This window comes from Desulfovibrio subterraneus, from assembly GCF_013340285.1.
Lineage (GTDB): Bacteria > Desulfobacterota > Desulfovibrionia > Desulfovibrionales > Desulfovibrionaceae > Halodesulfovibrio > Halodesulfovibrio subterraneus.
This window is the reverse complement of sequence record NZ_BLVO01000013.1, coordinates 269,325-295,586: the sequence shown is the minus strand read 5'-3', so window position 1 is coordinate 295,586 and position 26,262 is coordinate 269,325. Positions and strand designations below refer to the sequence as shown.

General features: G+C 53.9%; 34 protein-coding genes. 22 read left to right on the top strand and 12 right to left on the bottom strand.

What is annotated here, in order from left to right; genetic code table 11:
• The first annotated feature begins 3 nt into the window (after positions 1-3).
• The 3 genes from HUV30_RS08205 to HUV30_RS08195 are packed head-to-tail and all read left to right on the top strand — an operon-like array spanning position 4 to position 2,132.
• Positions 4-1,263: a phage tail sheath family protein gene (locus tag HUV30_RS08205; protein ID WP_174404955.1), complete on the top strand. Its 1,260-nt coding sequence runs from the start codon at positions 4-6 to the stop codon at positions 1,261-1,263.
• A 2-nt stretch (positions 1,264-1,265) separates the two neighbouring features.
• Positions 1,266-1,790, top strand: coding sequence for a phage major tail tube protein (locus HUV30_RS08200; protein WP_174404954.1), 525 nt, complete (start codon positions 1,266-1,268; stop codon positions 1,788-1,790).
• 3 nt (positions 1,791-1,793) lie between these two features.
• Complete coding sequence (locus tag HUV30_RS08195; RefSeq protein ID WP_174404953.1) at positions 1,794-2,132, top strand: phage tail assembly protein; 339 nt, start codon at positions 1,794-1,796, stop codon at positions 2,130-2,132.
• A gap of 52 nt (positions 2,133-2,184) precedes the next feature.
• Here the strand turns inward: HUV30_RS08195 and HUV30_RS08190 are convergent, their stop codons facing one another.
• The gene (locus HUV30_RS08190) at positions 2,185-2,412 is read right to left on the bottom strand and encodes a hypothetical protein (RefSeq protein ID WP_174404952.1); all 228 of its coding nucleotides are present in this window, start codon (positions 2,410-2,412) and stop codon (positions 2,185-2,187) included.
• A gap of 69 nt (positions 2,413-2,481) precedes the next feature.
• Here HUV30_RS08190 and HUV30_RS08185 point away from each other — a divergent pair, with 69 nt between their 5' ends.
• The 11 genes from HUV30_RS08185 (at position 2,482) to HUV30_RS08135 (ending at position 12,109) form a co-directional block, all read left to right on the top strand.
• A complete protein-coding gene (locus HUV30_RS08185) occupies positions 2,482-4,797 on the top strand; it encodes a phage tail tape measure protein (RefSeq protein ID WP_174404951.1) in 2,316 nt (771 codons plus the stop codon).
• Positions 4,790-4,993 carry a tail protein X gene (locus HUV30_RS08180; RefSeq protein ID WP_174404950.1) on the top strand — a complete coding sequence of 68 codons (204 nt, stop codon included), beginning with the start codon at positions 4,790-4,792 and terminating at the stop codon, positions 4,991-4,993. The genes HUV30_RS08185 and HUV30_RS08180 overlap by 8 nt, the downstream gene beginning before the upstream one ends.
• Before the next feature lie 2 nt (positions 4,994-4,995).
• Entirely contained in the window at positions 4,996-6,018 is a 1,023-nt protein-coding gene (locus HUV30_RS08175) for a phage late control D family protein (protein WP_174404949.1), read from the top strand.
• A gap of 9 nt (positions 6,019-6,027) precedes the next feature.
• Entirely contained in the window at positions 6,028-6,699 is a 672-nt protein-coding gene (locus tag HUV30_RS08170) for a phage baseplate assembly protein V (RefSeq protein WP_243452121.1), read from the top strand.
• Entirely contained in the window at positions 6,696-7,562 is an 867-nt protein-coding gene (locus HUV30_RS08165) for a phage tail protein (protein WP_174404948.1), read from the top strand. Before HUV30_RS08170 ends, HUV30_RS08165 begins: the two co-directional genes overlap by 4 nt.
• Positions 7,562-7,882: a GPW/gp25 family protein gene (locus tag HUV30_RS08160; RefSeq protein WP_174404947.1), complete on the top strand. Its 321-nt coding sequence runs from the start codon at positions 7,562-7,564 to the stop codon at positions 7,880-7,882. Before HUV30_RS08165 ends, HUV30_RS08160 begins: the two co-directional genes overlap by 1 nt.
• Before the next feature lie 3 nt (positions 7,883-7,885).
• Positions 7,886-8,986, top strand: a complete 1,101-nt coding sequence (locus HUV30_RS08155) for a baseplate assembly protein (RefSeq protein WP_174404946.1) — start codon at positions 7,886-7,888, stop codon at positions 8,984-8,986.
• Positions 8,986-9,639: a phage tail protein I gene (locus HUV30_RS08150; RefSeq protein ID WP_174404945.1), complete on the top strand. Its 654-nt coding sequence runs from the start codon at positions 8,986-8,988 to the stop codon at positions 9,637-9,639. Before HUV30_RS08155 ends, HUV30_RS08150 begins: the two co-directional genes overlap by 1 nt.
• A gap of 14 nt (positions 9,640-9,653) precedes the next feature.
• Complete coding sequence (locus tag HUV30_RS08145) at positions 9,654-11,201, top strand: phage tail protein (RefSeq protein ID WP_174404944.1); 1,548 nt, start codon at positions 9,654-9,656, stop codon at positions 11,199-11,201.
• Positions 11,202-11,213: 12 nt separating this feature from the next.
• The gene (locus HUV30_RS08140; protein ID WP_174404943.1) at positions 11,214-11,684 is read left to right on the top strand and encodes a phage tail assembly chaperone; all 471 of its coding nucleotides are present in this window, start codon (positions 11,214-11,216) and stop codon (positions 11,682-11,684) included.
• Positions 11,685-11,773: 89 nt separating this feature from the next.
• Positions 11,774-12,109 (top strand): hypothetical protein, encoded by a 336-nt coding sequence (locus HUV30_RS08135; protein ID WP_174404942.1) that lies wholly within the window; start codon positions 11,774-11,776, stop codon positions 12,107-12,109.
• An 83-nt stretch (positions 12,110-12,192) separates the two neighbouring features.
• Here the strand turns inward: HUV30_RS08135 and HUV30_RS08130 are convergent, their stop codons facing one another.
• The 5 genes from HUV30_RS08130 to HUV30_RS08110 form a co-directional block, all read right to left on the bottom strand.
• Positions 12,193-12,381: a hypothetical protein gene (locus HUV30_RS08130; protein WP_174404941.1), complete on the bottom strand. Its 189-nt coding sequence runs from the start codon at positions 12,379-12,381 to the stop codon at positions 12,193-12,195.
• Entirely contained in the window at positions 12,368-13,579 is a 1,212-nt protein-coding gene (locus tag HUV30_RS08125) for an SDH family Clp fold serine proteinase (RefSeq protein WP_174404940.1), read from the bottom strand. Before HUV30_RS08125 ends, HUV30_RS08130 begins: the two co-directional genes overlap by 14 nt.
• Before the next feature lie 272 nt (positions 13,580-13,851).
• On the bottom strand, positions 13,852-14,085 hold the full coding sequence (locus tag HUV30_RS08120; protein WP_174404939.1) for a hypothetical protein: 234 nt from the start codon (positions 14,083-14,085) through the stop codon (positions 13,852-13,854).
• Positions 14,086-14,125: 40 nt separating this feature from the next.
• Positions 14,126-15,694 carry an SNIPE associated domain-containing protein gene (locus tag HUV30_RS08115; RefSeq protein ID WP_174404938.1) on the bottom strand — a complete coding sequence of 523 codons (1,569 nt, stop codon included), beginning with the start codon at positions 15,692-15,694 and terminating at the stop codon, positions 14,126-14,128.
• Between the two features lie 161 nt (positions 15,695-15,855).
• Positions 15,856-16,629 (bottom strand): hypothetical protein, encoded by a 774-nt coding sequence (locus HUV30_RS08110; RefSeq protein WP_174404937.1) that lies wholly within the window; start codon positions 16,627-16,629, stop codon positions 15,856-15,858.
• Positions 16,630-17,712: 1,083 nt separating this feature from the next.
• On the opposite strand from HUV30_RS08110, the gene HUV30_RS08105 reads away from it, so the two are divergent.
• Positions 17,713-18,039 carry a hypothetical protein gene (locus tag HUV30_RS08105; RefSeq protein ID WP_174404936.1) on the top strand — a complete coding sequence of 109 codons (327 nt, stop codon included), beginning with the start codon at positions 17,713-17,715 and terminating at the stop codon, positions 18,037-18,039.
• 177 nt (positions 18,040-18,216) lie between these two features.
• Here HUV30_RS08105 and HUV30_RS08100 read toward each other — a convergent pair whose 3' ends face one another.
• From HUV30_RS08100 to HUV30_RS08080, 5 genes are all read right to left on the bottom strand, one after another.
• The gene (locus HUV30_RS08100; RefSeq protein WP_174404935.1) at positions 18,217-19,140 is read right to left on the bottom strand and encodes a hypothetical protein; all 924 of its coding nucleotides are present in this window, start codon (positions 19,138-19,140) and stop codon (positions 18,217-18,219) included.
• A 3-nt stretch (positions 19,141-19,143) separates the two neighbouring features.
• On the bottom strand, positions 19,144-21,555 hold the full coding sequence (locus HUV30_RS08095; protein WP_174404934.1) for a glycoside hydrolase family 3 N-terminal domain-containing protein: 2,412 nt from the start codon (positions 21,553-21,555) through the stop codon (positions 19,144-19,146).
• 183 nt (positions 21,556-21,738) lie between these two features.
• Complete coding sequence (locus HUV30_RS08090) at positions 21,739-22,116, bottom strand: helix-turn-helix domain-containing protein (protein WP_174404933.1); 378 nt, start codon at positions 22,114-22,116, stop codon at positions 21,739-21,741.
• 291 nt (positions 22,117-22,407) lie between these two features.
• The gene (locus HUV30_RS08085; RefSeq protein ID WP_174404932.1) at positions 22,408-22,680 is read right to left on the bottom strand and encodes a hypothetical protein; all 273 of its coding nucleotides are present in this window, start codon (positions 22,678-22,680) and stop codon (positions 22,408-22,410) included.
• Between the two features lie 16 nt (positions 22,681-22,696).
• Positions 22,697-22,906, bottom strand: a complete 210-nt coding sequence (locus HUV30_RS08080; protein ID WP_174404931.1) for a hypothetical protein — start codon at positions 22,904-22,906, stop codon at positions 22,697-22,699.
• A gap of 93 nt (positions 22,907-22,999) precedes the next feature.
• On the opposite strand from HUV30_RS08080, the gene HUV30_RS08075 reads away from it, so the two are divergent.
• The 7 genes from HUV30_RS08075 to HUV30_RS08045 are packed head-to-tail and all read left to right on the top strand — an operon-like array spanning position 23,000 to position 24,921.
• Positions 23,000-23,479 carry a phage regulatory CII family protein gene (locus HUV30_RS08075; protein ID WP_243452120.1) on the top strand — a complete coding sequence of 160 codons (480 nt, stop codon included), beginning with the start codon at positions 23,000-23,002 and terminating at the stop codon, positions 23,477-23,479.
• Complete coding sequence (locus HUV30_RS08070) at positions 23,476-23,682, top strand: hypothetical protein (protein ID WP_174404930.1); 207 nt, start codon at positions 23,476-23,478, stop codon at positions 23,680-23,682. The genes HUV30_RS08075 and HUV30_RS08070 overlap by 4 nt, the downstream gene beginning before the upstream one ends.
• Positions 23,683-23,701: 19 nt before the next feature.
• Entirely contained in the window at positions 23,702-23,911 is a 210-nt protein-coding gene (locus tag HUV30_RS08065) for a hypothetical protein (RefSeq protein WP_174404929.1), read from the top strand.
• Complete coding sequence (locus tag HUV30_RS08060) at positions 23,886-24,044, top strand: hypothetical protein (protein WP_174404928.1); 159 nt, start codon at positions 23,886-23,888, stop codon at positions 24,042-24,044. The genes HUV30_RS08065 and HUV30_RS08060 overlap by 26 nt, the downstream gene beginning before the upstream one ends.
• Entirely contained in the window at positions 24,034-24,246 is a 213-nt protein-coding gene (locus HUV30_RS08055) for a hypothetical protein (RefSeq protein ID WP_174404927.1), read from the top strand. The genes HUV30_RS08060 and HUV30_RS08055 overlap by 11 nt, the downstream gene beginning before the upstream one ends.
• Complete coding sequence (locus HUV30_RS08050) at positions 24,233-24,607, top strand: hypothetical protein (protein ID WP_174404926.1); 375 nt, start codon at positions 24,233-24,235, stop codon at positions 24,605-24,607. The genes HUV30_RS08055 and HUV30_RS08050 overlap by 14 nt, the downstream gene beginning before the upstream one ends.
• Before the next feature lie 29 nt (positions 24,608-24,636).
• Entirely contained in the window at positions 24,637-24,921 is a 285-nt protein-coding gene (locus HUV30_RS08045; RefSeq protein WP_174404925.1) for a hypothetical protein, read from the top strand.
• Here the strand turns inward: HUV30_RS08045 and HUV30_RS08040 are convergent.
• The gene (locus HUV30_RS08040; RefSeq protein WP_174404924.1) at positions 24,865-26,187 is read right to left on the bottom strand and encodes a tyrosine-type recombinase/integrase; all 1,323 of its coding nucleotides are present in this window, start codon (positions 26,185-26,187) and stop codon (positions 24,865-24,867) included. The two genes, HUV30_RS08045 and HUV30_RS08040, sit on opposite strands and share 57 nt — an antisense overlap.
• Between the last annotated feature and the right edge of the window lie 75 nt (positions 26,188-26,262).

The following is a 26,262-nucleotide window of genomic DNA, read 5'->3' as shown; positions in this document are numbered from 1 at the left end:
GCCATGTCTTACAGACACCGCGTTTCCTACAGCGAAAAGCCCACCGGCATTGTGCCGCCGCGCCGTATCTCCGCAGGCATCCCTGTGGTTGTCGGCACGGCTCCGGTGCACACCATGTCGGGCGCAAAGCCCATCAATGAGCCCGTGCTCTGCTATACCTATGGCGAGTTTGCTGCCGCCTTCGCCGGAACCGACGAAGCTGCGCAGACAGCGCTTGAGGCCATTGGTTCCTACACCCTGTGCGAATTCGCCAAGAGCCACTACGGGCTCTACAACATGGCTCCGGTTGTTTTCATCAACGTGTTCGACCCGGCGCAGCACAAGGCCGTGGATGAGACCCCGGATGTGACCAAGGTTACCAGCGAGGATATTGTGGGCGGCATCGATGTTGCCACCAACGCCCGCACCGGCCTTGAACTCATTGCCGACATCTTCCCCACCTTCCGCATCATTCCCGGCCTGATCTGCGCTCCCGGTTTCTCGCAGAATCCTGCCGTGGGCGTGGTGATGGCTGCCAAGGCTGCAAGCATCAACGGCCTGTTCAAGGCCATGGCCGTGGTGGACGTGCCGGACACTGTATGCACCAAGTACACCGACGTGCCTTCGTGGAAGGAAACCAATAACTACACCGACGAACACATGATCGTGTGCTGGCCCAAGGTGAAGCTTGGCGACGATGTGTACCACATGTCCACGCACGTGGCCGGGCTCATCGCCCAGACCGATGCCGAGTATGGCGACATTCCCTATGTCTCTCCCTCCAACCGCAGGCTCATGATCGATTCTGCCGTAGCAAACGGCAAGCCGGTTCGTCTGGGTCTTGATCAGGCCGAATACCTGAACGGGCAGGGGGTGATTGTGCCGTTGAACTTTGACGGCGGCTGGAAGGCCTTCGGCAACCGCACGGGCTGTTACCCCTCCAATACCGACCCCAAGGATGCCTTCATCCCTGTGCGCCGGTTCTTCAACTGGCACGGCAACACCTTTGTGCTCACCTACTTCCAGAAGCTGGATGGCCCTGTCACCCGCCGATGGGTTGAAACCATCGTGGACAGCGAAAACATCCGCCTGAACGGCTTCCGGCAGATGGAGATCATCCTCGGCGGCGAGATGAAGTTCCTTCAGGACGAGAACCCCACAACCGACCTCATGGACGGCATCGTGCGCTTCCACACGTGGATGACCCCGCCGGTTCCGGCACGGCAGATCGAGAACATTCTCGAATTCGACCCCAATAACTTCAGCACCCTGTTCGGAGGCTAGGCATGAAAACTCCTGAAAAAGTCATTGCCTTCAGTGCCTACAGCGCCAGCAAGGTATTCCTCGGATTAGTCGACGTTGAGCTGCCCGGTATCGAGTTCATGACGGACACCATTTCCGGCGCTGGGATTGCCGGTGAGCTGGAATCGCCGGTTATCGGCCTCACCAAAGCGCTGGGGGTGAAACTGAAGTTCCGCTCCATCACCCGGCAGACCGCTTCGCTGCTCGCTCCCACACGACAGCAGCTTGACCTTCGCGCCTCGGTGCAGTCCCGCGCCATGGACAAGGGCGGCGATATTGTCACCGCACCGCAGAAAATCGTCATCGGCGGCATGGTCAAAAAGCATAGCCTCGGCAAGCTGGAAATCGCCAAGGCGCAGGATTGCGAAGTGGAACTGGACGCGGACTATCTGAAGCTGACGCTGGACGGTGAAGACATTCTGGAAGTGGACAAATTCGCCATGGTCTTCAAGGTAAACGGAACCGACTATCTCGCCGCTGTCCGCTCCGACATCGGCATGGAGGGCTAACCGATGGAAGTGCGCACCAAGGTCATCATTCTGGGCACGCCGCTCAAGGTGAAGGAAAAAGAAGTGCTCGAGCTCACCATGCGGGAGCCGCTGGTGGAAGATATGCTGGAAGCTGCAGAGCTGGCGGGAGATATGTCCACAGCCGCCCGGCTTGAGGTCTGCACCTTCGCCCATCTGTGCGATGTGCCCTTGGCCGACCTGCTGCGGATGCGGCAGGCAGACTATACGAAACTGCAGGAGGCATACGGTTTTTTGGCGCGTTCCGCCCCTCGCGAGGAAGCGACCTGCGAAAAACAGTGCTTGTCTTCGGAAAACGCTCCGGATGGGGACGGCGGGAAATAGGAAGTCTGAAAGCGCGGGAGTTCAGTGCGTGGCTGGAAGCCTTGCCCCCTGATCATGAGGCCTGAGCAATCCAGTTACGGAAGCGGTCCGTAAAGCGGTCAACGCCTTCCACTAACGGTGAGGCGACCAGCTTGTAGATGATACCGCCAAAGAAAATACCAGGCATCAGAGACTGCGAAAGACTGAGATCATTGCCGTCCAGCAGCTCATACCCGAGCACCACAACAATGCTCGTTTTGAACAAGAACTTGATGAACGTGTGAAGCGGTTCTTCCTGCATGGCGATCTCCGATAGTTTGTACGCTATTACAATAGATCGCCATGCAGGACCAGTCAACCGAGGTAGTGCATGGCAGACATGAAGACAATGGGCCTCAGCTTTGTCATCGGCTCTACGCTGGCAGCTGGATTCGATGGCAACCTCACCAAGGCGGAAAAGCATCTCAAGCGTATGGGAGACGCTGTTTCCGGTCTGGAGAGCCAAGCACCGGTCAAGCTCGGCCAGTCTTTCGATACCTTGCGCGGCAAGCTGGTATCTTCCCGCAGAGCCCTCTCTGAAGCCGAAAGGGAACTGGAATCCCTGAACGCAGAGGCAGAGCGCTCGGGGGGCATGCACGGTCTTCTGGCCCACCGGATAGCCTCCACGGAAAAGCGCATAGGCACCCTGTCACGAGACGTTGACAAGAACCGCCGAGCCTTCCGGAACAACCTTGTCGAGATAGATCGGCAGGGTTTTTCCGTCAAAAGCCTGCGCAGCGAATATGGCAAGCTCAGCGATGCGCTGGACAAGTCGCGTGTCAAATATGACCGCTTTGCCGCCAGCATGGCAAAGAGCAAGGCCTATGCGGGTCAGCGTGCCGAGTTGCGGGCAGCCAGCATGGACGTGGTTGCCATGGGTGCAAGCGTTGCCGCTCCGTTCATGCTGGCTGCGCGTGAAGAAGACTCACAGATCCGGCTTGAGGACGCGCTGAACGCCGACAATAAGCCCGCCGCTATGATGGAAGCGCAAAAGCATGCGCGTGGCCTTGCCCGCACCGGCCTTGTTGATCTTACCGGAGCCTATGATATTCAGTATGCGCTGAACTCTGCAGGGCTGGATGCTCAGGCCGCACGGGCAGGCTCCACGGTTGTGGCGAAAGTGGCAAAGATCACCAATGGTGCAGCAGAAGGTGTGGGTGAAGTCATCGCCACCGCCTACAACAACCTCGGCAAGTCGCTGGGCGGCACTGCCGATGAGAACATGCAGCGCATTGGTGACCTGCTTACCAAGACGCAGCTCAAGTTCCAGTTCCGCGATTTCAGCCAGCTTGGCGAATCGCTGAACGAGGCAGCATCCGGCTTTGCTTCCTACAAGGTGAACCTTGAACAGGGCCTTACCCTGCTGGGCCAGCTGAACACCGCAGGCGTGAAAGGCAGCAGCGCCGGTACCGCGTTCAATGCCGTGCTGCGGCAGCTTGGCAAGGCGCAGCAGAAGTGGGGCATTGAGATCGTCCGCAGCAAGAACGGCGAACTCGACATGCTCGCTACCCTGAAGCAGGTAAACGATGCCGTAGGTAGCATGGATACCGACGCACGGGCGCAGGCCCTGCAGGAAGTCTTCGGCGATGAAGGCCGCAAGGGTATCGCCCCCCTGCTGGATGCCCTCAAGGATTTGCCTGCCGCGCTGCAGGATGTACGGGACAATTCTCGTGGCATCATGGATGCCCGCATGGAACGCCACCTTGCCGCCTCTTCCACACAATGGAAGGCCATGACAAACAATGCCATGATGTTGGGTGCCACCATGGGCTCGGTGCTCCTGCCCTCCCTGAATATGGGCATTCAGGCAATCAACTCCATTCTGGTACCCATAGCCGAGTTTGCCGCCGGGCATGAAACCCTGACCACCGTAATCGGTGGCACGGTGGCCGGTTTCATAGCCTTCAGGCTCGCCGTGTTTGCGGCCCGCTACATCAGTCTTTCCTGCAAAGACACCTACGAGATATTAAACAGGACCACCATGCGCCTCGGCATGGGCCAGAAGTCTGCTGCAGCCAGCACAACCGCGCTCAGTTTTGCTCAGCGCCGGGCAGCTATCACCTCCAGCATCATGGGCAGGGCACAGCGTGGTGCCGCCATGGGTTCCACCTTCCTAGCCGGTGGCATCCGTATGGTGGGCACAGCCATCAAGGCTGCCTTCATGGCAAACCCCATCGGCGTGGCCATCATGGCCGTTACCACCCTCTGGCAACTCGGCACGGCGCTCTATGAAAGCTGGGCTCCCTTCCGTCAACTTATAGACTGGATATGGGAAGGCCTCGGCAAGGTGGGCGATTACATCAAGGGCATGCCTATCATTGGCGATGTGATCGGCTTCTTCTCCGGCGACAGCAAGTCTGCTGCACCTTCCGGCAAGGTAGCTGCCCCACGCATGGGCGAGACCCTGCCGGATGTGCCGGAGCTCGACCCCATGCCCGGTATGGAAGCTGCCATCAATCAGGCTCCTGCAGCCCTCAGCGCTAATGCCCCTGTCACCATCTCCATTCAGCAGGATTTCACCATTGCCAGTGGCGACGCCGGAACCGTGAAGTCTGCACTGGATTCCGGCAGGCGCGAGCTCGAGGCCACGGTTACTCGCATCATCGACGACTACTTCAGAAAACAGCGGAGAGTGTCCCTTGCCTAGTGCCTACATCTGCCAGTCCGGTGAAACGCTGGATTCCATAGCCCGCGCCATCTGGGGAGATGAACGCCTGTTCGAGCGCCTGACGGATGCCAACCCGCAGTATCGCGGCACGGCCATCTTTGAGGGCGGCGAGCGGCTCACCGTTCCGGACCTGCCTGCCGTGGCAACCACGGTTAAGGCTCCATGGGAGGACTAACCATGCGCACCCGTACCGCCAGATTCGAGATCCTCTGTAGGGGAAAGAACGTGAGCGCGGCCCTTGCGCCGTACCTTGAATCTGTCACGTGGGAGGACAACGCGCAATCCTCACAGGCAGACAGCATTGAGCTCCGGCTTGAGGACAGGGATGGCCTGTTTCGCGGTCCATGGAAATTGACTAAGGGCGACAAGCTCGAGGCTACGCTCATTGTGGAAGATTGGCAGCGCGAGGGGGACAGCGTCCGGCTGCGGTGCGGCACCTTTGAGGTCGACGAGCTGGAATACGAATATGGCGAGGGCGGGGACAAGCTCTCTCTCAAGGGCATCTCCAGCATGGTGACCAGCACCCTGCGCCGGGAAAAGAAAACTCGTGCATGGGAAGCCACAACCCTTTCCCGCGTGCTGTCTGAAATTGCAGCAGCGCAGGGCTTCAGCCCCCGATTCGGCGGCGACGATGTCTCCCTTGCCCGGCTGGATCAGCGCGAGGAATCGGACGCGGCCCTGCTCACCCGGCTCGCCAAAGCACACGGCAAGGCCTTCAAGGTCTACTCCGGCCAGCTGGTGATGATGGATGAAAAGGCGCAGGACGCAAAGCCCGCTGCTGGCACCATCTCGCGGGATGGCGGGGAGCTCAAACGCCTCAGCCTGCGGGACAGCCTTGCGGACATCTACAACGCCTGCACGGTCACCTATCATGATGCCGCCGCCAATGTGACGCAGGAATATACCTACACCCCGCCTGATGCGCCTGAATCGGGTCAGACGCTCAAGATCTCCGACCGCGTGGAAAGCCGTGCTGCGGCAGAAGAACGCGCAAAGACCGAACTGCGCCGCAAGAACAAGCTCGAGACAAGCGGCAATATCGAGATCATGGGCAACCCGCGTTACATCGGCGGCGCTGTCTGCGGGGTTTCCGGCTTCGGCTGGCTGGACGGCAAATATTTCATAGAGCAGTCGCGCCATACCGTGGACGACAGCGGTTACTCTACCGCGCTTTCCGTGCGCAGAACCATGGACTGGTAGGAGTGCGCTATGGTGCAGGAATTTCTGGAACGGCTCGGAGGGCTGGAAGCACTTGTCCGCCAGCTGGTGCGCGTGGGCACGGTGGCGAGCGTGAACGATGCGGCAGGCACCTGCCGCGTCACGCTGCCGGATGCCGACAACATGCAGACCTATGACCTGCGCGTGATCCAGCGCAAGACGCACAAGGACAAGAACTCTGTGCTGCCCGATGTGGGCGAGCATGTGCTCTGCCTCTTCCTGCCATACGGGCAGGAGCAGGGGTTTGTGCTGGGAGCCTTCTATTCGGCAACGGACCTGCCCCCGGTCGGCACCCGTGACAAGGCGCACTGGACCTTCGCAGACGGCACCCTGCTCGAATATGACCGCAAGCTCCACAAGCTCTCGGGCAAGGTGCAGGGCTCCGTGGAGATAACGGCCACGGGTGACATCTCGGCCACTTCCGAAACCAGTGTGCACCTGCAAGCGCCGGAGATAACCGTGCAGGGAGGCCAGATGAACTATCTTGGCCCCATGACTGCCGGCAGCGCGGATGCTCCCAACACATGGCAGCTGAACGGCCCTATGGAACATAGATCCGGAGACTATACCAATCCGCAGAATGACGTTGTGGCCAGTGGCGTTTCGCTGGTGAACCATACGCACATATGCCCGACCTGCGGCGAGACGGGGAAGCCTAAATGAGCCTGCGCACCACACTGATTAATGAACTCTTTTCCAACGGGCGCTGCCGCAACGGTGTACTCAGCGTCTGCGAGGCCATTGCAGATGAAGAGAATACCACCCTGCAGGCGGCAGGGCTGGACACCTTTTCCCGGCAGATGGATAGGGAGTACCGCTCCTTTTCCGGCGATGCCGCAGAGGTGGCCGGGCTGGTTGGCAGCAGCTCTAAGGCCGAACGCGTGGTGCAGCTTGCCCTGCGCAACCGGTATGCGGACGGGATAGGTCCGCAGGCATGGGCGCTATGGCAGGACACCGACCTGCGTAACGCGCTGAAGGACTGCATTGCCCGTGGCATAGCGGCAGAAAAGCCCGATGCGGCCATTGCCGACGATGTGACCGAAGTGCTGGTGGAGAACACCGAGCAGACAACGCCTCCGTCCCTTCCGTTGCCGGAAGTTCCCACGCGGACGACCGCAGAGATCCCCAACTTTTCCGGCGGCAATGTGGGCAGCTTCGGCCCTGTGGGCTTCTCTGTCTCCCGCGAGACGGTGCACACCCTGCACGACCTTTCCCGCAAGCGCAGTGCCCGTTTTGCCGAACACGGCATCATGAACGCACCACCCAAGCTGCAGTTTCAGGGCATGGGGCTGTGGGAAGCCAGTTTTCGCATCCGGCTCACCTCCGCGCTCTGTGCCGACCCTGCAAAACGCATTGCAACGCTTGAGGCCGTGCACGAATCCGGCAAAGCCCATCCGCTTGTGATCGGCGGGCGCAATCTCGGCACCTTTGTGCTGGTTGATATGGACATCGCCGAGCGGACGCACGGCCCCAAGGGGGTGCTCATGTCGGCTGATCTATCCCTCTCCCTGAAGGAGTATCGCTGATGTACCTCATCGACATGCGCGAAACCACGCGCCAGATCATAGGAGCCACCGGCGTTACGGAGATTGTCCAGAATGCCCGCAACATCCTTGGCACCACAAAGGGCACCGTGCCGCTCGACCGCACCTTCGGTGTGCGCCTGCGCTTTCTGGACAGGCCCCTGCCGGAGGCCATGGCAGAATACACCGGCGAGATCGTTGCCGAGCTGCAGGCACAAGAGCCCCGACTCAAGGTGGAGTCTGTCTCCTTTGCCGCAAAGCCGGAAGATGCCGTTGACGGGCGGTTGTATCCCATTGTGACCATCAGCATAGAGGGAGCCTAGATCATGTCGCAGCCCATCCGATTTGTCGAAACAGATCCCGCCGCCATCGAGGCGCGGATGATTACCACCTACGAGGCCATAACCGGCAACAAGCTCTATCCCGGTGCGCCGGAGCGGCTCTTTGTGGAGAGCGTTGCCATGGAACATGCCCTGCTGCGGCAGGAGCAGGACCACGCTGCCCGCATGAATCTGGTGCAGTATGCGGAAGGTGAGTTTCTCGAATGCCTCGGAGCCTTTGTGGATACCCATCGCCTGCCTCCGGAAGCAGCCGCGGTTACCCTGCGCTTTGCCGTGGATCCCGATGCAGGAGGCATTGTCATCCCCGCCGGAACACGCGCCACACCAGATGGCACGTTGCTCTTTGCCACCGATGCCGATGCCGCCGTGCCTGCCGGAACCACCTATATGGATGTGGCTGCAACCTGCACGGTTACGGGAACCAAGGGCAACGGCTTTACGGCAGGCCAGATAGCCCGCCTGAGCGATCCGGTATCCGGCGTAACGGGCGTGAGCAACACAACCACCAGCATGGCCGGGGCTGATGCGGAGGATGATGAACACCTGCGCAGCCGCATTCTGCTGGCTCCGGGGCGTTTTTCCTCCGCCGGTCCTGCCGATGCCTACACCTATTGGGCCATGACGGCGCATAGAGACATCATCGATGTGGCGGTGCTCTCGCCTTCGCCCTGCGAAATAGAGGTGTACCCGCTCATGCGCGGAGGGCAACTGCCGCAAGCCGCCGTGCTGGAGCTGGTCGAGACCATTCTCACCGACAAGAAGCACCGGCCCATGGGTGACCGCGTCACCGTGGCAGCGCCTGTGGAGCAGCCATATGCCATCTCTGTTGTCTGGTATGCGGACGATCCTGTCACACTGGCGCAGACGGAAGAGGCCGTTACCAAGGCTGTTGACGCTTTCATCGCATGGCAGCGTGCCAAGCTGGGGCGGGATGTGAACCCTTCCGAACTGATCTATCGGCTGCGTGCCGCCGGGGCCAAGCGGGTGGAGCTCGCAAGCCCGGCCTTTGCCGTGGTGGCCGAGCATGCGCTTGCTGTGCCTGACGGTGCGCCTGTGATCACCTTCGGCGGGCTGGAGTCGGCATAATGGCAAAGGTCACCGACATACACCTTTCGCAACTGCTGCCGGATTCCATCGACGAGGATCCGATCATGCTGGCCTGTGCCGAGGCTGCGGACATGGAGTGTGCCCGCATCATTGCAGACATTCCCGTGCCTGCCGTCCTTTCCCGCGTGGACGAGCTGCAGGAGCCCATGCTCTCTCTGCTCGCCAAGCAGTTCCGCGTGCTGTTCTGGGCGGACACCCTGCCCGTTGCCAAGAAGCGCGATCTCATCCGTAAGGCGCTGATCTGGCGCATGCATCACGGCACTGTGTACTGCGTGGAGGATGCCCTTGCCACACTCTATGGCAACGGCACCGTGCGCCAGTGGTTTGAATACGGTGGTACGCCCGGCACCTTCCGCATCGAGGTGGAAGTCACCAACATGGGACTGGATCAGGAGCTCTACGGCCAGATCGACACAGTTGTGGAGGCCACCAAACGCAAGAGCCAGCATCCGGACGGCATCACCGTGTTTCTCACCGGCTATGGCAGTCCCTATGTCGGAGCACAGCTCTCCGGCGGCGAGCTCATCACCGTGTACCCGTGGGAACCGGCAACACCGGATGTTCCCCCTGCAGATATCCGCTTCGGTGTCGGCTATCAGAGTGCCGAAATTTCCCACATCAACCCCCTGTAGCCACGGAGGAAACCGTGCCCAACTATTACACTCTTCTGACCAACAAAGGGAAAGCCAAGCTTGCTGCAGCCCAGAACGGCACGCCGGTGCAGATTACCGAGTTCGCGCTGGGCGACGGCAACGGCAGCGACATTGTACCCAGCGAGGCCATGGTCGCGCTGGTTCGCGAAGTGCATCGCCGCCCTGTGAACTCCATCTACATCCATCCGCAGAACCCGAGCTGGACCGTTGCCGAAGTCGTGGTGCCGCAGGACGTGGGCGGCTTCACCGTGCGCGAGGTTGGCCTGTATGATGCTGATGGTGACCTCTTCGCCATTGGCGGCTACCCCACCACCTACAAGCCCCTGCTTGATAGCGGCGTGGGCAAGGAGCTGTGCCTTCGCGCCGTGCTTGCCATCAGCAATGCTTCCACCATCAAGCTGACCATTGATCCTTCCGTGGTTACGGCCACGCGGGAGTTCGTGGATCGGGCCATGGCGATGCATAACAATAGCCCGGATGCGCACGGCGAAGCCTTTCAAGCCCTTGCCGGGCATATTCAGGACAAGGACGACCCGCATGCAACGCTGCCTCCTGGTGGCGAGACGGGGCAGGTAATCATCAAGCAGGAAGACGGCTCCCTTGCGTGGGGTACCGTGGCTGGTATGCCTGTAGGCACCTTGCACTTCCCGAGCACCGGCAAGCCGGACCCCGGCTCCGTGGCCGTGAACGTAAAGCAGAAATTCCTGCGCACCGTCTATCCTCAGCTCGTGGCCCGTGTACTTGCCGATGGGGGCTACCTTGCCACCGAAGAGGCATGGGATGCCGCTGCAGCAACGAATGAAGGCAGCTGCGGGCGATACGCTTTGACGGACACCCACATCATCCTGCCGTGCTATAAGCACTATTTTTCAGCTGCACAGGAAGGAGTTGCGGGCAAGGAAGCAGGGGATTGGGCCGGTGAGGAACTGCTTGCGCATCATCATAACAACGGCGTGGGTGACTATGAGGTCTCCCACAACATTTACGGAGTAACGGCCGAGGATGTGCCAGGCGAAGCCACGCGAGCTTTGCAGAGCTATAATTATGTCCCGACTTTTCAGGGGCTCACTTCGACCACCGGCGGTGCCGAGAACCACGTCAAGCGATCCTATGTGCTGCCCTGCATCAAGGTGGCAGATGTGGCCGTAAACGCCGCGCAAGTGGATATGCTGGCGCTGGCTGCTCAGGTGGCTGCCATCAACGGGGACAAGGTGGACAAGGGCGATGTTGAATATCGCAGCATCGTAGAACTGAAAGGCTCGCGCGGTGCTGCCGGAACGTGGACCATACCGGATCTGATTGTAGGGAAGCCCCTGTTTATTTCCCTGACGGACACATCTGATGATGGAGTGCTCTACAGGGTAATCAGCGGCACGCTGGATGCTGTGACAACATCTACCAGCCGCTATCACGGCATGGCCTCGCGTGCCAACTTTACCTCTGTCACTCCGTCATCGTTCGTGTTGGTTCCAACCGCCCCCGCTATTGAAATCTATATTCAGAGCATTCAGACCGGGGCCACACTGAGAGCCTACCAATAGGAGAATCTTCCCATGCCTAGTACAATTCGTGTGTTTATTCTGGACAGCCGGGTGGTCAACACTGACAACGACGAAGATGCAGCCATGTGGCTGAAGCGTGGTGCCCGTGAGCTTTCTGCTGATGAAGTTACGGCAACCTTCGGCGAACAGGCCCACCTTGCAGGCCCGCACAACTCCGTGGTGCACGCAGACGGCAGCATCTCCTTTACCCCACCTGCCCCCAGAACCGAGGAACTGGCAGCGCTGGGCCGTGCGGAACGTGACCGACTCATGCGTGAGGTCTATGACCCTGCCATGATGCAGCTGCTGCGCAGACACCGCACGGCTGTGACCGCCGGAGCAGATACCGCCGAAATCAACGCCAGCATTGCCGCGTGGGATGCCTATGCCATTGCACTGGAAGGCGTGCCGGAACAGGCTGGCTTCCCGAATGAGATCGTGTGGCCGCAGGCACCTGCAGCCAATGCGGAGCCCACCGCGTAGACCCCACCTCCCCCGACAACACAAAAGGCTATAGCGGACCTCAACTTGCGTTGAGATGCGCTATAGCCTTTTTCTGCTAGATTGAGTCAATGCGCGACTCAGTCTTCTGGGATCCGGTCCGGCACCTGCAGCGGCACGGCATATCCATCCGCAAAGGCCTTCAAGGCCACGGCGAGCCCGAATTCATGCTTGAGTTCGAGCGCACCCGCCCATGGCCTCCCGCCAAAATCCAGCGAGCTATTCAGCTTCTGGACCAGTACCGCAACCTCATCCGCCTGCAGCTGGATGTTCCACCCGGCATGCCCTACCGCTCATGCGAATCGCTCCGCGCCAAGGGCTACATCAAGATCGTGGAGCTCGGGCCACGGCAGCACAGGTATGTGCTGACGGAGTTGGGGAAGAGGGTGTTGGGGGGGAAGAAATAGAAGCGCCCCGGTCCTGAAGGAACGGGGCGCTAAAAAACTCCGACTCCCTGTCCATCTGTGACAGGCGAGCGATTGAGTTCCGACTACGATGTCGCGGACATGTAGTAATTATCTTCCTGAGGTAACGCGTGGAAGGTAACATGCGCGCAGCGCGAGCAGTCAACAATGGTTACCTTGGGCATGGCAGTCTTCGCCATCTCAATAAGCAGTTCATGCTCTTTCAGATTGAACCGTTCATCTTCGCGGTATCCACTATCCTTAGGATGTTCCATGAGCCCCTCCTGCTTGTAGGTCATCGAGAATTTTTTTCCCCACCATGTTCTCTATATGCGCACGTTGGCCGGTAAGGTCAATTACAAATCCACATGAACATGTCAACTTATTGTCCTTGGGAAACAACTGAGTGCCCTTTTGCTCAATGGCCTTGCGCGTGGCCTCGTTGTCAGTAAATCGAGCGATAAATTTATGATGAGCATTACATCGTTGACACTGGACATCCATTTCTAACAATTCGGCATTTCTTGGATTTACATCCTGATGTGCGACTGATGCTTGTCTATTGATTCGTTTCTCTGAATCCGCATACATCTTGAAAATGGTACTATTGCTAAAAATAACCCACAACAATGCCTTTACACGGGCAACAGGTTCAGCAAGTTCAGGGTGATCCTCGACGCGGTGAATCTGTAACCCGAGTTCTCGCAGGTCACTGATTGTCAAGCGCGTGCCGTGAGAACGCCATTTTTCCTGATTTGTTAACTCGTTAGCGATTTCCCGTGCTCTAGCTTTTCGCATATCCTCATCAACGGGAAGCCTACGGCCTTCTGTAGTGCTCCAATCTCGGAATTTATACTGTGTAAGCCATCGCTCAACTCTATCAATGGCAAAGCTTAAGGCCGTATGAACTCCTCGAACCTCTCCCGGACTAATTTGTGCCAAAATCGTGCCATCCACAGGGTGGACCCCACCTTCCTGCTGAACTTTAGTCCGCAATGTTTCCATCCATGTAATATAGTCATGAGCAGAACACCAAGAACGACCAATCCGCATTTGGGCATCTATCGGGCCTAAGCTGCCGCCGTCTGACATCAATATCTCATGCCCGGATAACGCAAGTATAGTGCCTGCACTCATCGCATCTCCCGCAATAAGAAAGTGAACTTCCTCAAAACGTTCATGCAAAAATTTGGCTATCCGTTCGGCTGTTTGCCCACATCCTCCAGGAGTTTGGAGGTATACTAACACACGCTTTGGCTTATCTCCAGCCATCATGTCGTGAATGACATGAAAATCATCAGAGTTCATTGATAACGTGGGAACATCCTTCGTCAATGCCGAGGCGTAGACAAAGGAATAGCACTCCCAAATTTTGTTTATTTCCTCGAGTTGTTTGGACAGCTCTTGCTGTAGATCAAGAATACCTAAATGATCCTTTTGCATTTTATCCAAATATTCATGTAAATAAGACACTACTCCCTCCCTAGAAATCGAATAAACAAATCATGACCGTTCACTCTGCACCCGCAATGTCACTCTTAACTAACAAATTATCACGTATATGATTATGACTTGACTTTCACGCATTATTTCACCTTACAGAAACACCTCCGCACGTTCGCCCCCCTCAATTGGATCCCACCCTCGATTGCGTAAACATCTCTTAGGAGCAAGCTGGGGAAAAGAGGCCTGAAGAAAAGAAACAAAAGCGCCCCGGTCTTGATGTAGCGGGGCGCTTAACAGCCCTATTTATTCCGCAACTTTTCCCTCATACAATCCACAAAATCATCAACAGGGCGGGGCGTTTTAACTTCTTTACAGCAAGACTTAAATGCCTTGTGTATTGTTTCCTCGGAAAGATGGTCGAACTCATCCTCCATTTGCGAAAGGATCGGATCGAACTCCCAATCCTCTGAACAGGCAACGTATCCTGCATCTTTCTTCTTCTTTTTCTTATCGTCATCCTGTGACCAACCCATGATGCCTCCCTTTGCGTTGTTTAAGTTACAATACCGCTTGCTAGCCAGCCTCTGCTACAAGGGGTTCGATATCAGCAGATTTTGCCATCGCCAATGATTCCCGATATTCCATAGCTTCAGCCTTCATTGTCCAATGCGCCTCAATGGACATTCCATCCAACGTCTCTCGAATCGCGTGTAGCCCTGTCTGGAAAAATTCCTTTCGCGGGTTTACCTTATTCATCTGGCTTTCTTGGAAGGTTCGATGCAATTCAGATTCAAGAGCCGGAGCGTCTTCGCTGTAAATCATGGCATGGACATCAAACGGGAAGGGAACGCTAGCATCACCGAGCTCGCGAACGCGATCCAGTGGTTCCAGACGGCGAGTCAGGCCAATCTTGAACACATCTTCTCCAAATGAACCAATGTTGGAAATGACGTACACATGTCCACGCTTGGTTTGCTGTGCCATGGAAATCGCCCGCTGGTTTCTGGCCTCAGCCTCTTCAAGCTTTTGCTGCAACTCCTGCAGTTGTTGTTCAAGGCGAGCACGCTGCTCTTCAGTGGCATCCCCCATCTCTTTCCGAGCCTTGTCCATGGCCTCTTGGAGCATTTTTTCTTCCTTGGCTGCCTGCTTCATGGCTTTTTCAAAATCCCGGCGAGCCTTTTCCTCTTCCCGTATTAACTCTTGAATGCGGCGCTGTTCTTCCTGTTCTTCCTTCTTAAGCTCAAGCGTTGCTACAGCCCACTTTAGTTCTTCCAGTCTCGCAGCAAGATAGTCTGGCTCAATTCGAGCATCTCTGAATGCTTTCCCCGTCTGGTTCACAAGGCCGTAGGCATCTAGGATTTCCTGCTTCAGCTTACCGAAGTTGTCATACTTCACTTTGGCAAGTGTCATATCAACTTTTCCGTTAAACGCATCAAGAACAAAGCGGAGCGCCGTATTGAGCTTGTCCTGCGCAACGTAATCACATTTGGCGGCAATGCCGTTCTTTATCATGCTACGGGTATGTGCCCGGGCTCCCTTGAGCTTCTCCCCTGCTTCCTTGTGTCCAAAGTCTTCAGCCAAATCATCAAGCAGGCTACGGTTTGGGACAAGATATTCATCTCCGTATCCATCAATGATGTTCTTCATGGCTCTTGCAGCCTTCTCATAAAGCTCCGCATTCTCTTTGGCCTTGAAGGCATCTCCAGCAATTGATTCAGCTCGAGCACGAGCGCTGTCGAGAATTCGCTGAGCCTCTTGCTTGGCTTCATCCAAAGTCCCCTGTGCTTTTTCACGCAAGCCTTGAGCACCTTTACGGGCACTACTCAAGAGTTCAGCCGCCTGTTTCTCTGCGGCCTCCTTGGATTGGCTTGCTTCCTGCTCAAGAGTATAAGCACTTTTTCTTGCAGCTTTGAGAATAGAATCGGCCTCAGCCTTCGCATCAACGATCCCCTGCAGAGGGAGAAGGGGGTCCAAAGTACGGATCAGATCGGCCACCTGCTCTTCAAGGTCCCGGCGTCCTTTCTCCGATTTGTTTAACCGTTCATCGATTTTTTTCTTCTTAAAAATCAATACGGGCACAGCAACAATGGCCGCAAGCCCAACAAAAAAGAGGATCAGTGCAATTACAGCCGAGGACTCCATTCCCCCTCCTTCCTTTCGTTTATACGGTGCAATTATCCTTAATGACGATTAACGCATACATCTATAACGCAGATGCCGCAATGTGGGGAATAAAAAAGCCCGAAGATTATCGGGCTGTTTGGCGGCGAAGGCTTGCTAAATGATGTGGAGCAGTGAAACGTTCAGTTGGGACAAGCAGGTGGAAGGCTTATAGTCCTTACAGCACTTCGCTCGACTATCAAGAACGTACTATTACTTGTGTAAACAAGAAATTCATTGTTTGTTACATATCCCAGACCGCCGCATATATATCTCCCGTCATTCATTTCAATATTTACATACTGACTTGAATCAGTTTTAGCGTCATCTTTGAAATTGCTTTTCACAGCAATCAGAAGACACGCGATCAATATTGAAAAAACAATACAGTTGATGAGCGTGTACATTATAATAAATGTACACTTCAATATCATCAAGGCTAAAATACCAAGCATCACAATATATAGCGACTTAAACCAAAAAGGGACATTTCGATCTAAATAGCTTTTCATGTGAAATAAATCAAACATACTTATAAGTGACACCAATACTATCAACACAGATGCGTAAATAAATAAAGATATAACATTCTTATTTTCGAAAAACAAAGTAATTTTTATTATAAACTTATTCCCAGAGCTGCTGTAAATAAAAAAAGTAATCAGAAAAGAGGTTGCCATTGATATCATCAACGGAATTCCCATTAACAAAGATTCGGGGAAAATTGCACCACCACTTCCCATCACCTCGGATGCGCCAGCAGGATACAATTCCACCAACCTATCAACGACAATTGATCGTAGCGAGTAATATAAGCTCGTTGTTACAACAATAAACGCAATAAGGTCTTCCCCGTTTATGCGTGGAGCTTTCGGGATAGATCGAAAAAAAGAAATGCCATCTTTATTAGTATCCATACTCAAACTCCCAATCATCAGTCTGTAAAAACGCCCAGCTATCCGCTGGGCGTTCTCGTGTCTCGTTTCTCAAAAGAAATGAGGGTCAAATGCCCTCTGGCTGGCGGTGATTTGTTGCCACCGCCCTGCAGGCAGGCAAGCGGCCTTGCGTAAGGCAGTGCTCTGGCTAGCTGACCTTCCGAGCCGTTCCGGAAGGAGGGCTGCTATCAGCAGTGTACAAGCACAATTATACCAGCCAATTAACCCCACCACCTCCGAAGCCTCAAAGCCCCCCCCCATCACAACAGAAGGAACACATCAGATGACATAGCTTCTCCGATTCTGCCTTGCCAAACCAGCCTTAACAAAGATTTGCCCTATAACATGAATCATACAACCGCGATTCTTAGCTTCGACAGGATATTTCTGCGAAAAATAAGTGCGGTCAAACACGCCTCCCCCATCCAAATGGGCGTTTATCACTTGCAACATACTCACAGGTATCGCCACACACTTCGCCGCGCCAATCTGGACTCGAATTACAGATGCTCCCACAGACTTAACGATTCGCTGAGAAGACCAAGCTGTCTTTAAATCAACCCCACAAACGATACACCTACGAATGAATACCTCTGCCTGAGTCCAGTCCACACCCACCTCCCCAATTGCTACCATTCAAAAAACGTCGGCAACACCCACACGAGCCGCATCGACCGTTGCGCACGCACACAAACACGGGGCAACTGTGAATAAACAATGCACATTGCCAAACAATAGCTAAACACATACCGAAAACTCTCCACCCTGCAAAGTTCCAAATTCATAAACCATTGCCAACAAAAAACCCGACTTCAGCCGGGCCATTGCCAACACACAAACAGCTCAAACAAAGACCACTGCTCCCGCCCCACACACTCAAAAGGGCTTGTTGCCTCGCATCTTGCTGGCGAAAAACTATTGTGCTAATAGCGCATTAAATATTGATAAATGTTAAAATTTATCACACTTAAGTTTGTATCTTATAGTTACGAAGCCGTTGGGGCTAATTGCAATATAAAACATGTCAATGACTTTCTAATAGCTTAAATTCTGGGCGAATCTCTTATGATAGAAGACTCTTTTTGGGTCGGCCTTGGCCTCATTGCTCTTGCAGTTGGTAGAAATTATTATAGAAAAAAAACAGAACTAACTAAAGCCGCTATTTTCCTAGAGAATGCCGAAAATTTTAAGGAAACGTGCGGTGAAAACTGGATTAACGCCATCGACCTCTACATATACAGGGGCTTTTATGGTGACCCCCCTTTCTCTGATTTCTATAAAAAGACCATTTTAAAAGAACAGTTAAAAAAACATCAATCGAAGAATGAAATCCTGCTAAACGCTGAAATGCTTGGATACAAAACAAAGCACGTCAGCTGGCTTGATTTATAAAGTAGCCACAAATTGACACATTACTTTCAAGATCGTCCTCTAACGGTTGCCCGACTAGCTCTTTCATCTCTGGTCGTAGCTATTACTGAACTACTTAGAGTTGCTAGCCCTGTGCTTGGCTTGCTATCTGTACCGTCGCATATTCCCCGCCCCCCCATCAAATTAACATACGCCTCCTTAACCATTCTCCGCACTCAGTGGCGCAGACAGAATTCTAACCTCTAAACGCCGGGCCAGCCTCTTAACTTCATCTGGGATGTCCAGCGTTGTTAGCAGCACAGCCTGCGCAGCCGGAATCTCACTCGCCGCAAGCAGCATGGCACGCATTGTTGCCCGGTACTTCACACATTGAAAGACACCCCTGTACAGCTCACTGACGGGCGCATTACTGGCTTTCACTTCAACAGCAAGTTGACCTTCTGATCCTCTCAGAAACACGTCGAGGCTGTCCCCAGAATGCAAGGGGTATTCAGTCACACCCTTTGAAAATTTTCCAAACTCAGCAAAATGCTTGGGATTACGAGCAGCCCACTCTTTAAGCCCTTTATGCAGCTTGCTTTCACCATGGCCGCCCGCAATTCCAACAGGAGGAACACCTATCTCCTCTCCATCATCTCCCCCCACTATCCGAGCTGGCTCCAGCTGATCCTGCGGGATTGCAAAGTACTCTGCAACCTGATCCCAATAAGAGTAATCCCACACTCTCTGGACAGCCTGTTCCTTAAAGGCTTTTTGCGCTTTGGGGGCCATCTGGCGTTTCCGCGCTCTAGGCTTCAGAAACTGAACAATAAACTGGTTCACTCCATCCCCAGGAAGTCCTGTTGCAGCATTGACAACCAACGCATTAATCGGCGGAACCTGCTCTCCCCACTCTTTAGAGAGCATCTCCATAGCCCAACCAATTCGTCCAACGGGATACCCGTAAATAGTCATCCTGCGTTTAATGACTTCCCCATGGCGCTCACACAACTCTTCCGCCAACTGCTTATACGTGATCTTTTGACCGCACTGAGCAGTCGCGATCAAGATAGGAAGAGCCAACCTCGCCACCCGACAACTCCACCCCTCACCACTCTCAAGAAAGTCTTGTGCTGCACCCATCTCTCACTCCTTAGCCTCTCGCACATTTGTACATACATCCGTACTATTGCGCATTCGCAAGTCAGGGGACGGATTTATGCCATCAAGAAAAATTGGCAATCCACCGAGCCTACCACTAGATGCCTCCCCGCCGAACCCCCATACAAATCTAAAAAACATAGACATGTGGTTTGAGGGCAGCGAGTAAGATATATAAAAATTGACATTGTCATACAACCCATTAATTTCATGACGAGAGTTAGAGAGCCGCATCAAAGTCGGATGAGTTGTAACAACAATGTGAATTTTTTTAGAGCTATATTTGTTATTTTTTAAAAAATGAACTAATGCTTGAGCAAAGTACCATTTATCATATGAATCAACAAAAACTACTACTGCATCATCATTTCTACCCTTAATCAGCTCTGCATATTTTTCTGTGTAATAATCAATTTCATCCAAATCTTTCATAGCGTATGGAAGAATTTGCGGAATAAATTTACAATCAAAATTACTCTTAAACATATTTACATAGTTATTTTTTGAAAATTCAGCATTAGCCACATCTTCACTAATAATACCACTTCCGAAAGCGAAGCACTCTGAAAAGCTTTTCTCTTTAACTCTAAAAAATACAGAAACAATAGAATCTTCAGGTAAATTCTTAAGCATTCTAGACGAGTTATGACTAGGAATTCTCACAAATCCATCCCAAAACATTTGCTGCGCATACTCTCGATGTTTATTATTTGAAATACGCATTTCATAAGCAATATCAAAATCTTTTAAAATATCGTCAGTATACTTAACCTCACTAGGTAAATTATTCTTTAAACTAGCGATTCTTTTCAGACTCTTAGCAAGCTTATTCATCCTAGCCAATCGGTCCTTCACATCTTTACACTCAAAAACATACTTCTTAAATCTTAAATACACATCAATAAATTCATTGTAAGTTAAACCAAATCTATATTTTAACCCATTACTTTCAGATTCGTAATTATCTTTATATCCACCTCCTGCAGGATGGACATTTAGAAGCAAATACATATCGTGACCAGACTCAAATGCCCTAACAATATTGTTAAACACTATATCAACATAGTTATCATAAAAATATCCTCCACTCCCAACAGAACTTGTGACAGAAGGAGATGACATATCATCGGTCAAAACAACACCATCATAGCCTAGTCCCACTACATCAGTTTCATAAAACTCACTTTTACCACTTCTTATAAGATCACTAACAATTCTACGATCAAATGACACACATCCACCCTTTACAATGTCAGAACAAAAATTGGATGTCATTAAAACAACATTATTTCTTCCATGAATATTATCACGAAATGGTTCTAACATTCTAACGAAGCTATCGACACCAACACTTCCATTTACCAATCCCGGACTATCAACTCCAGAACTTACACCGCCAGCACCTGGAAAGTGCATCAAAACGCCAACCATCCCAGAGATTCCTTCGAGAAAAGCACCTCCATAACCTGAAACGCCAGACACATCCCCACCAAAGCTTCTGTCTTGAATATAGTTGGCCCCACCAGCCATGTTGACATCCAACACTGGCCCAAAAAGAACATTTCCACCAAGAAATCCAAACTCAGAACTAACTATGGATGCAGCCTTCCTTACATAGCCATAATCTCTAGCTGAGGCCAAAGCCATAGCCGAAGGCACCGCAGTCATAACTCCAGCCTGCGCCAACCCACGAACCGAATCATCATACATTGTTCCAACTAACAATTGCCCTGTGGAGTTCGATGAAAAAGCATCCCTCACCCTCACCAACAGTTTTCTAAAGCCAACAACCCTCCCCGCCTCAGAATCGTCCTCCACATCGACATTACCAATTCCCAAAACAACACCACCAACCCCCCCAATATCTTTAACTTGATTAATAAAGCCTTGAGTACTCTCCCAACCCTCATAACCATCAAAGCCCACCCAAAAAACCTGACCAAAATCTCTCTTAAGTCTCACATCATCAAAACCATCTGGCGAACAATCACTATCAACATTAGCCTTACCAGAAGAGACAGCAGTTGCATTAGATTTCACACGGCCATCACTTTTCGGAAGTTTATCTTCTCCCTTAGTCGAGCCAGAAATCAACACCAGATACACCAGCATACAAACCATACCCACACCGACACAACGCAAAACCTTTCTCCACCTCTTAACTTTATTAGTAATGCCACGCATATTTCTTTCAGAACTAAACATCACGGCAAGGATTACAGGAAAAATAAAACCCGACAAAACAGCTACAAGTACATCTCGCCATACAAAACGGTTATAAAAAAACAAAATATAAACACAAATACATAATAACAAAAAGATAAACAACAATTCTCTTTTAAAGAAATAATAATATATTTCAGTCTTACCATATATTTTCCTAGCAAATCTAAGCATACCCCACCCTATGCAGACTAATAAGCACTACCACAGCTCTTACGCGCCAATGTTCCACGATAGCCAAACAAATAACGAAACACTACCAACTTGGAAAGCTCTAATTTTTACAGACCTCTACTCCAACAAAAAACCCGGCTTCCGCCGGGTTTTCTCATTTCCTATCCTATCTCATCAGCCCACTCACGCCTCTGGCCCTTTCAGGGCCAGCGTGATGGCCGTGCGTATATCTTCTGGTGAGCCGCCGTGCTCCTTCATGAGGCGAACGGCATAGCGCATGCGCTGGGCTATGGGATCAGTCCTTTCAAACTCGGAAAGCTCCTCCGAGCCCCTTTTCATTTCGCCTTCACCAAGCAAAAGCCAGTTTGCGTCAATTCCATAATGGGCAACCCAAAGGGCCAAAGATTCAGCCTTTGGCTGGCGTTCAGAACTAAAATAGCCAGAAAGCGTGGACTTTGACACGTTTCCGACTGCTGCGAACTCTTGGTCCGTCACTCCAAGCTCATTTATAACATGCCGTAATCTTTCTCTAAAAGACGGGATGTCAATTTCATACGCCATAAATTCTCATTTTACGTTGACTAGTTCTAAAATCAGAACTATCAGTTTCATTATTAGAACAGGACACAAGACGAGTAAGGGCACCGCCAGTGCCCTAAAAAACTAACAAGTACGAGGTGAAACTATGCAACCTGTTACACCGATTCCCGAGCTTGTAAATGATTTAACGCGAACTGAAAAGCTAGAGGTTTATCTGAATCGAATCGGGTCTTCCTATGCCAGCATAGGGGACAAGCTAGGCGTTTCACGTTCCACGGCGTTGCGCATGCTGCGCAGTGCCCACATTCCCACCTACCGGCACAGGCAGCTTTCTTCCATCCTTCCTGCCGAGCTTCTGCCCGAGGCAAAGGATGTTCCGCCCGGACCGAAGCCGAAGGGAGTGGCAGCATGAATGATGCCTACACCACCTTCCGCTTCCGCGGAGCAGACACAGTGGCTCCGTTTGCAACGGGCCTTGAGCTGGTCAACAGCATCCTCAACCTTGTCGAGAGCGAGGCGCAACGTGCCAACCTCAATCAGGCACAGTGCGCCCACGCTCTCAAGGTGGCGCTGCAGTTTGTTCACACCAACTACTTTTCGTTTACACCACCCGCTTCAAGTACACCTGAACCGAATCAGCCACCATCTGAGGAGCCGTAGAGCACTCGATATCCGCATAGACGGTGGAAAAGGCAGTGGGGGTGACAGCGACCAACTCCCACCCCTGCTGCCCCATCTCCTGCAGGTATTCATCAAGCCCGCTCTTCACATGTGTCTCAAACACCTTCGAACGATATTCAAACTTCGGCACGACACTCTCCTTGTTGGATTTTAGCTAGGCACTATCACAATTTTTGCCGCTGTTTAATACGCGGCAGCGTGAGAATCAGAAGGAGTTTTTCTCATGGCAACCCCACGCAACCAACGCATGTATGACAGCCTGCTCGACCTGCTGCAGGACCTGGTCAAGCACGCTCCCAGCGGACTGACGGCAGAACAGGTGGCCGAGCGACTGGGCAAGGCCTACCCCACACTGATGAACGAGCTGAACGCCGCCATAGACACGCACAAGTTCGGCCTGCAGCAGCTCATCCCTCTCATGGACATTGTCGATTCCGACCTGCCCGCCCACTACATTGCGGGCGCTCGCCATGGCGTCTTCGTCAAGCTGCCCAAGGGCGGCAAGCTTGCGGAGAAAACTGAGCGGCAGGCATTGGCCTGTGTAAAAGAGTTCGGCGACCTCATGGGCGAAGTGCACGATGCGCTGCAAAACGGCTCAATCGAACCCAACGAACGGCAGCGCATTGCCAAGGAAGGCTACGAGGCGCTGCAAGCAATCCTCACCCTGCTCCGCCTGGTGGACGAAGAAGGAGGCCCCAGATGAGTGCTGTTACCTTTCCCATGGATACCGAACGCACTCCCAATCCCTTTGAGCTGCACCTGCTTGCCGCCGTCCTTTCCGACGATCTGCGCAGCAAGCGGTGCAACGATGAATGGCAGGAGCTGGCCCGCAACGGGGCAACACTGACGGTTGACAAACGAGGCGTTGCCCAGGTCGAGATGCCGGAGCCCTGCCCGCCGCAATGACCACACGCGAGGAGGCATCATGGAACCCTCTGCAGCCATATTGAAACAGGTCTACCGGATAGAACGGCAAATCAACGCCCTCTCCAAAATGCAAGGCATATGCGGTGCCGACCATTGCACACTCATTGTCCTGAAGGCGCACCTTGCCACCATACGCGACAGGCACCGCACAAAGCTGGGCTTCATCCCTGAAGGAGGCACCCATGCACGCATCAGTCCGACTTCTTGAAAAGCTCTCGCATGATCCGTTCATGCTCATCTTCTGCGGTGTCATGCTGGTGTTCATCGTCAGCATCGGCGGCATGCAGCTGGCCATATGGCTCATGCAGCTCAAGGAACGGAGGCAACACCATGGCAGATGAGTCAACCGTACAATCGCAACTTCCCCTCGTATGGGAGCAGCTTGGCGAGATCGCCACCATGGCATGCGACTGGCGCGAACGCGGCGTGCCTGTGGCGCAACCGGCGCAACTGGTCGAAGGCTCGGTCAAGTTGCAGATTCTGGCGCAGGAACTGTTATTTCTGGCGGTACTGGTAGGAGGTGATCACCATGCCGATGGTTAAGTGCCAACAGTGCGGCAAGGCATTTTCAGCAGATGCAGGACGCATACGGCTTGGCCGCGCAAAATACTGCAGCCGAAGCTGCAGCGCCGCCGCAAGGCGCACACCCAAAGAGGCCACATGCCTCTGGTGCCGGAGCACCTTCACCAAAGGGCGCGGCAGCCAGAAGTATTGCAGCCTTGATTGCGCCAACGAGGCCCTTCGCGCGGCATCCTACAAAAAGGCGAGTTCCGGCAAAAAGAAGCCCAACCGCCCGGCCACGCTCTACTGCGCATGCTTTGAAGATCCATGGGCCAACGGCAGCATCAAGCCGGACAAATACGGCAACACATTTCGCACGCCCGATTTCGGGCTCGGATTCTAGGCACACACAGCACAAGAAGGAGGCACGATATGCATCCCATTATTCCCGTTGACTGGGAACGTCCTTTGACGCCCGAAGAAAAGGAACTGAAGGAACACCTTCTGAGCAAGCTGCCGCCCATCGTCGCCCGCAAGGAAGTGGGCAAGCTCACCGGCGGCTGGCTTGATCCCAAAACCGTGAACAATGAGGATTACAAGGGCAACGGCCCCAAGCGGCGTTTCAACAGCAGCCGCAAGGTGCTCTACCGTAGCGAGGAGCTAATAGACTGGGCCATCCGCCGTTTTGGCATGGTGGAGGTAAAGGACTTTCGGTGAGGCCGCGGGCGGAGCGCACAGCAGCTCCACTGCCCCGCGCGAGGCATCCGGAATCAGGTGCGCATAGCGCATGGTCATGGTGATGGTCTTGTGGCGCATGAGCGTCTTGATGCGATAGATGTCCACGCCCGCCAACGCCAGCCACGAAGCAAAGGAATGCCTGAGCGAGTGGAACACCAGCTTCTGGCTGCTGTCCGTCACGTCGGCATTCAGGCCCAACTCCAGAACAAGGTCACGGAACATATGAGAGATCTTACGATACCGCCCTGCCCCCTTGGGCACAAACACCAGCGGGGTGCTCTTGTCCCGCACGGCAAGACGCCCCTTGAGCATATCGGTCACCACTTTGTTGAGCGGTACCGTGCCGCCCGGCTTCCGGTCGCGCATTTGCCGCACGGTGAGCGTCTGCCCGAAGAAGTTCAGGTCCGCCCACTCAAGGCGCTGAATCTCGCCAAGACGCAGCCCCGTGTTCAGCGACAGCACAATGGCATCATGCAGGTCCCGCCACGAAGCGGCAATGCTCTCGCGCGGGGCATCAGCTTCGCGTTCACGGCAACTCTGCAGGAGCAGATCCGCTTCATCTCGGGTGAGGTAACGCGTTCTGGGGTTATCGGAGCGCGGCAGCTCAATGCCGTCCACGGGAGAAACGCCGGGGAAGACCTTCACGCCGTGCACGGTGGTATTCGCCGCACGGTTGAAGACCGAACGGACAATGGCGATGTGGTGCAGCACCGTGCCGTCTGCAAGGCCGTCGGCGTAGAGCTCGTCCATATACTCTTCGAGCAGCTCGGAAGTGATGGCATCGAGGGGCAGATCGCCCATGAAAGGGAATATGCGATGGTTGGCACGCTTCAGGTCATCCAGCCAGGTGCGGCGCTTGCGCCGGTCACGCTTCCAGGGCACGTAGTAGCGCTCGAAGAACTCGCGGAAGGTCATGGCCTGCACGTTCTCGGCAGCATCGGCAGCTTCCCGCGCCCTGCGCTGCTTCTCCTGCTCTTCCCGCAGCTCGGCGAAGGTAGAGGGCGTAAGGCCGCGCTTGTAGTTCTTCTGCAGCGTATGGCGGGCATCAATAATAGTGTCGGTCTGCCAGCCCTCGGAGGACCAGCCGATGCCCTCTTCCACATCGCGCCCGTTTCGCGTCCAGCGCACAGAGAAATAGCGGTCAGGACGCCTGTTGTGCTTGCGGATGGCATGCTCGAAAAAGCGTATTCCCTTCGTGCCGGGCAGACGCTTCCAGATGCGTTTGGTGGCTTCGTGCTCGCTCATAGTGTTCCCGGTATATTCCCGGTAAATACACCGGTCAAGGGACACGCAGCGACAAGCACACGCTTACAATTACTT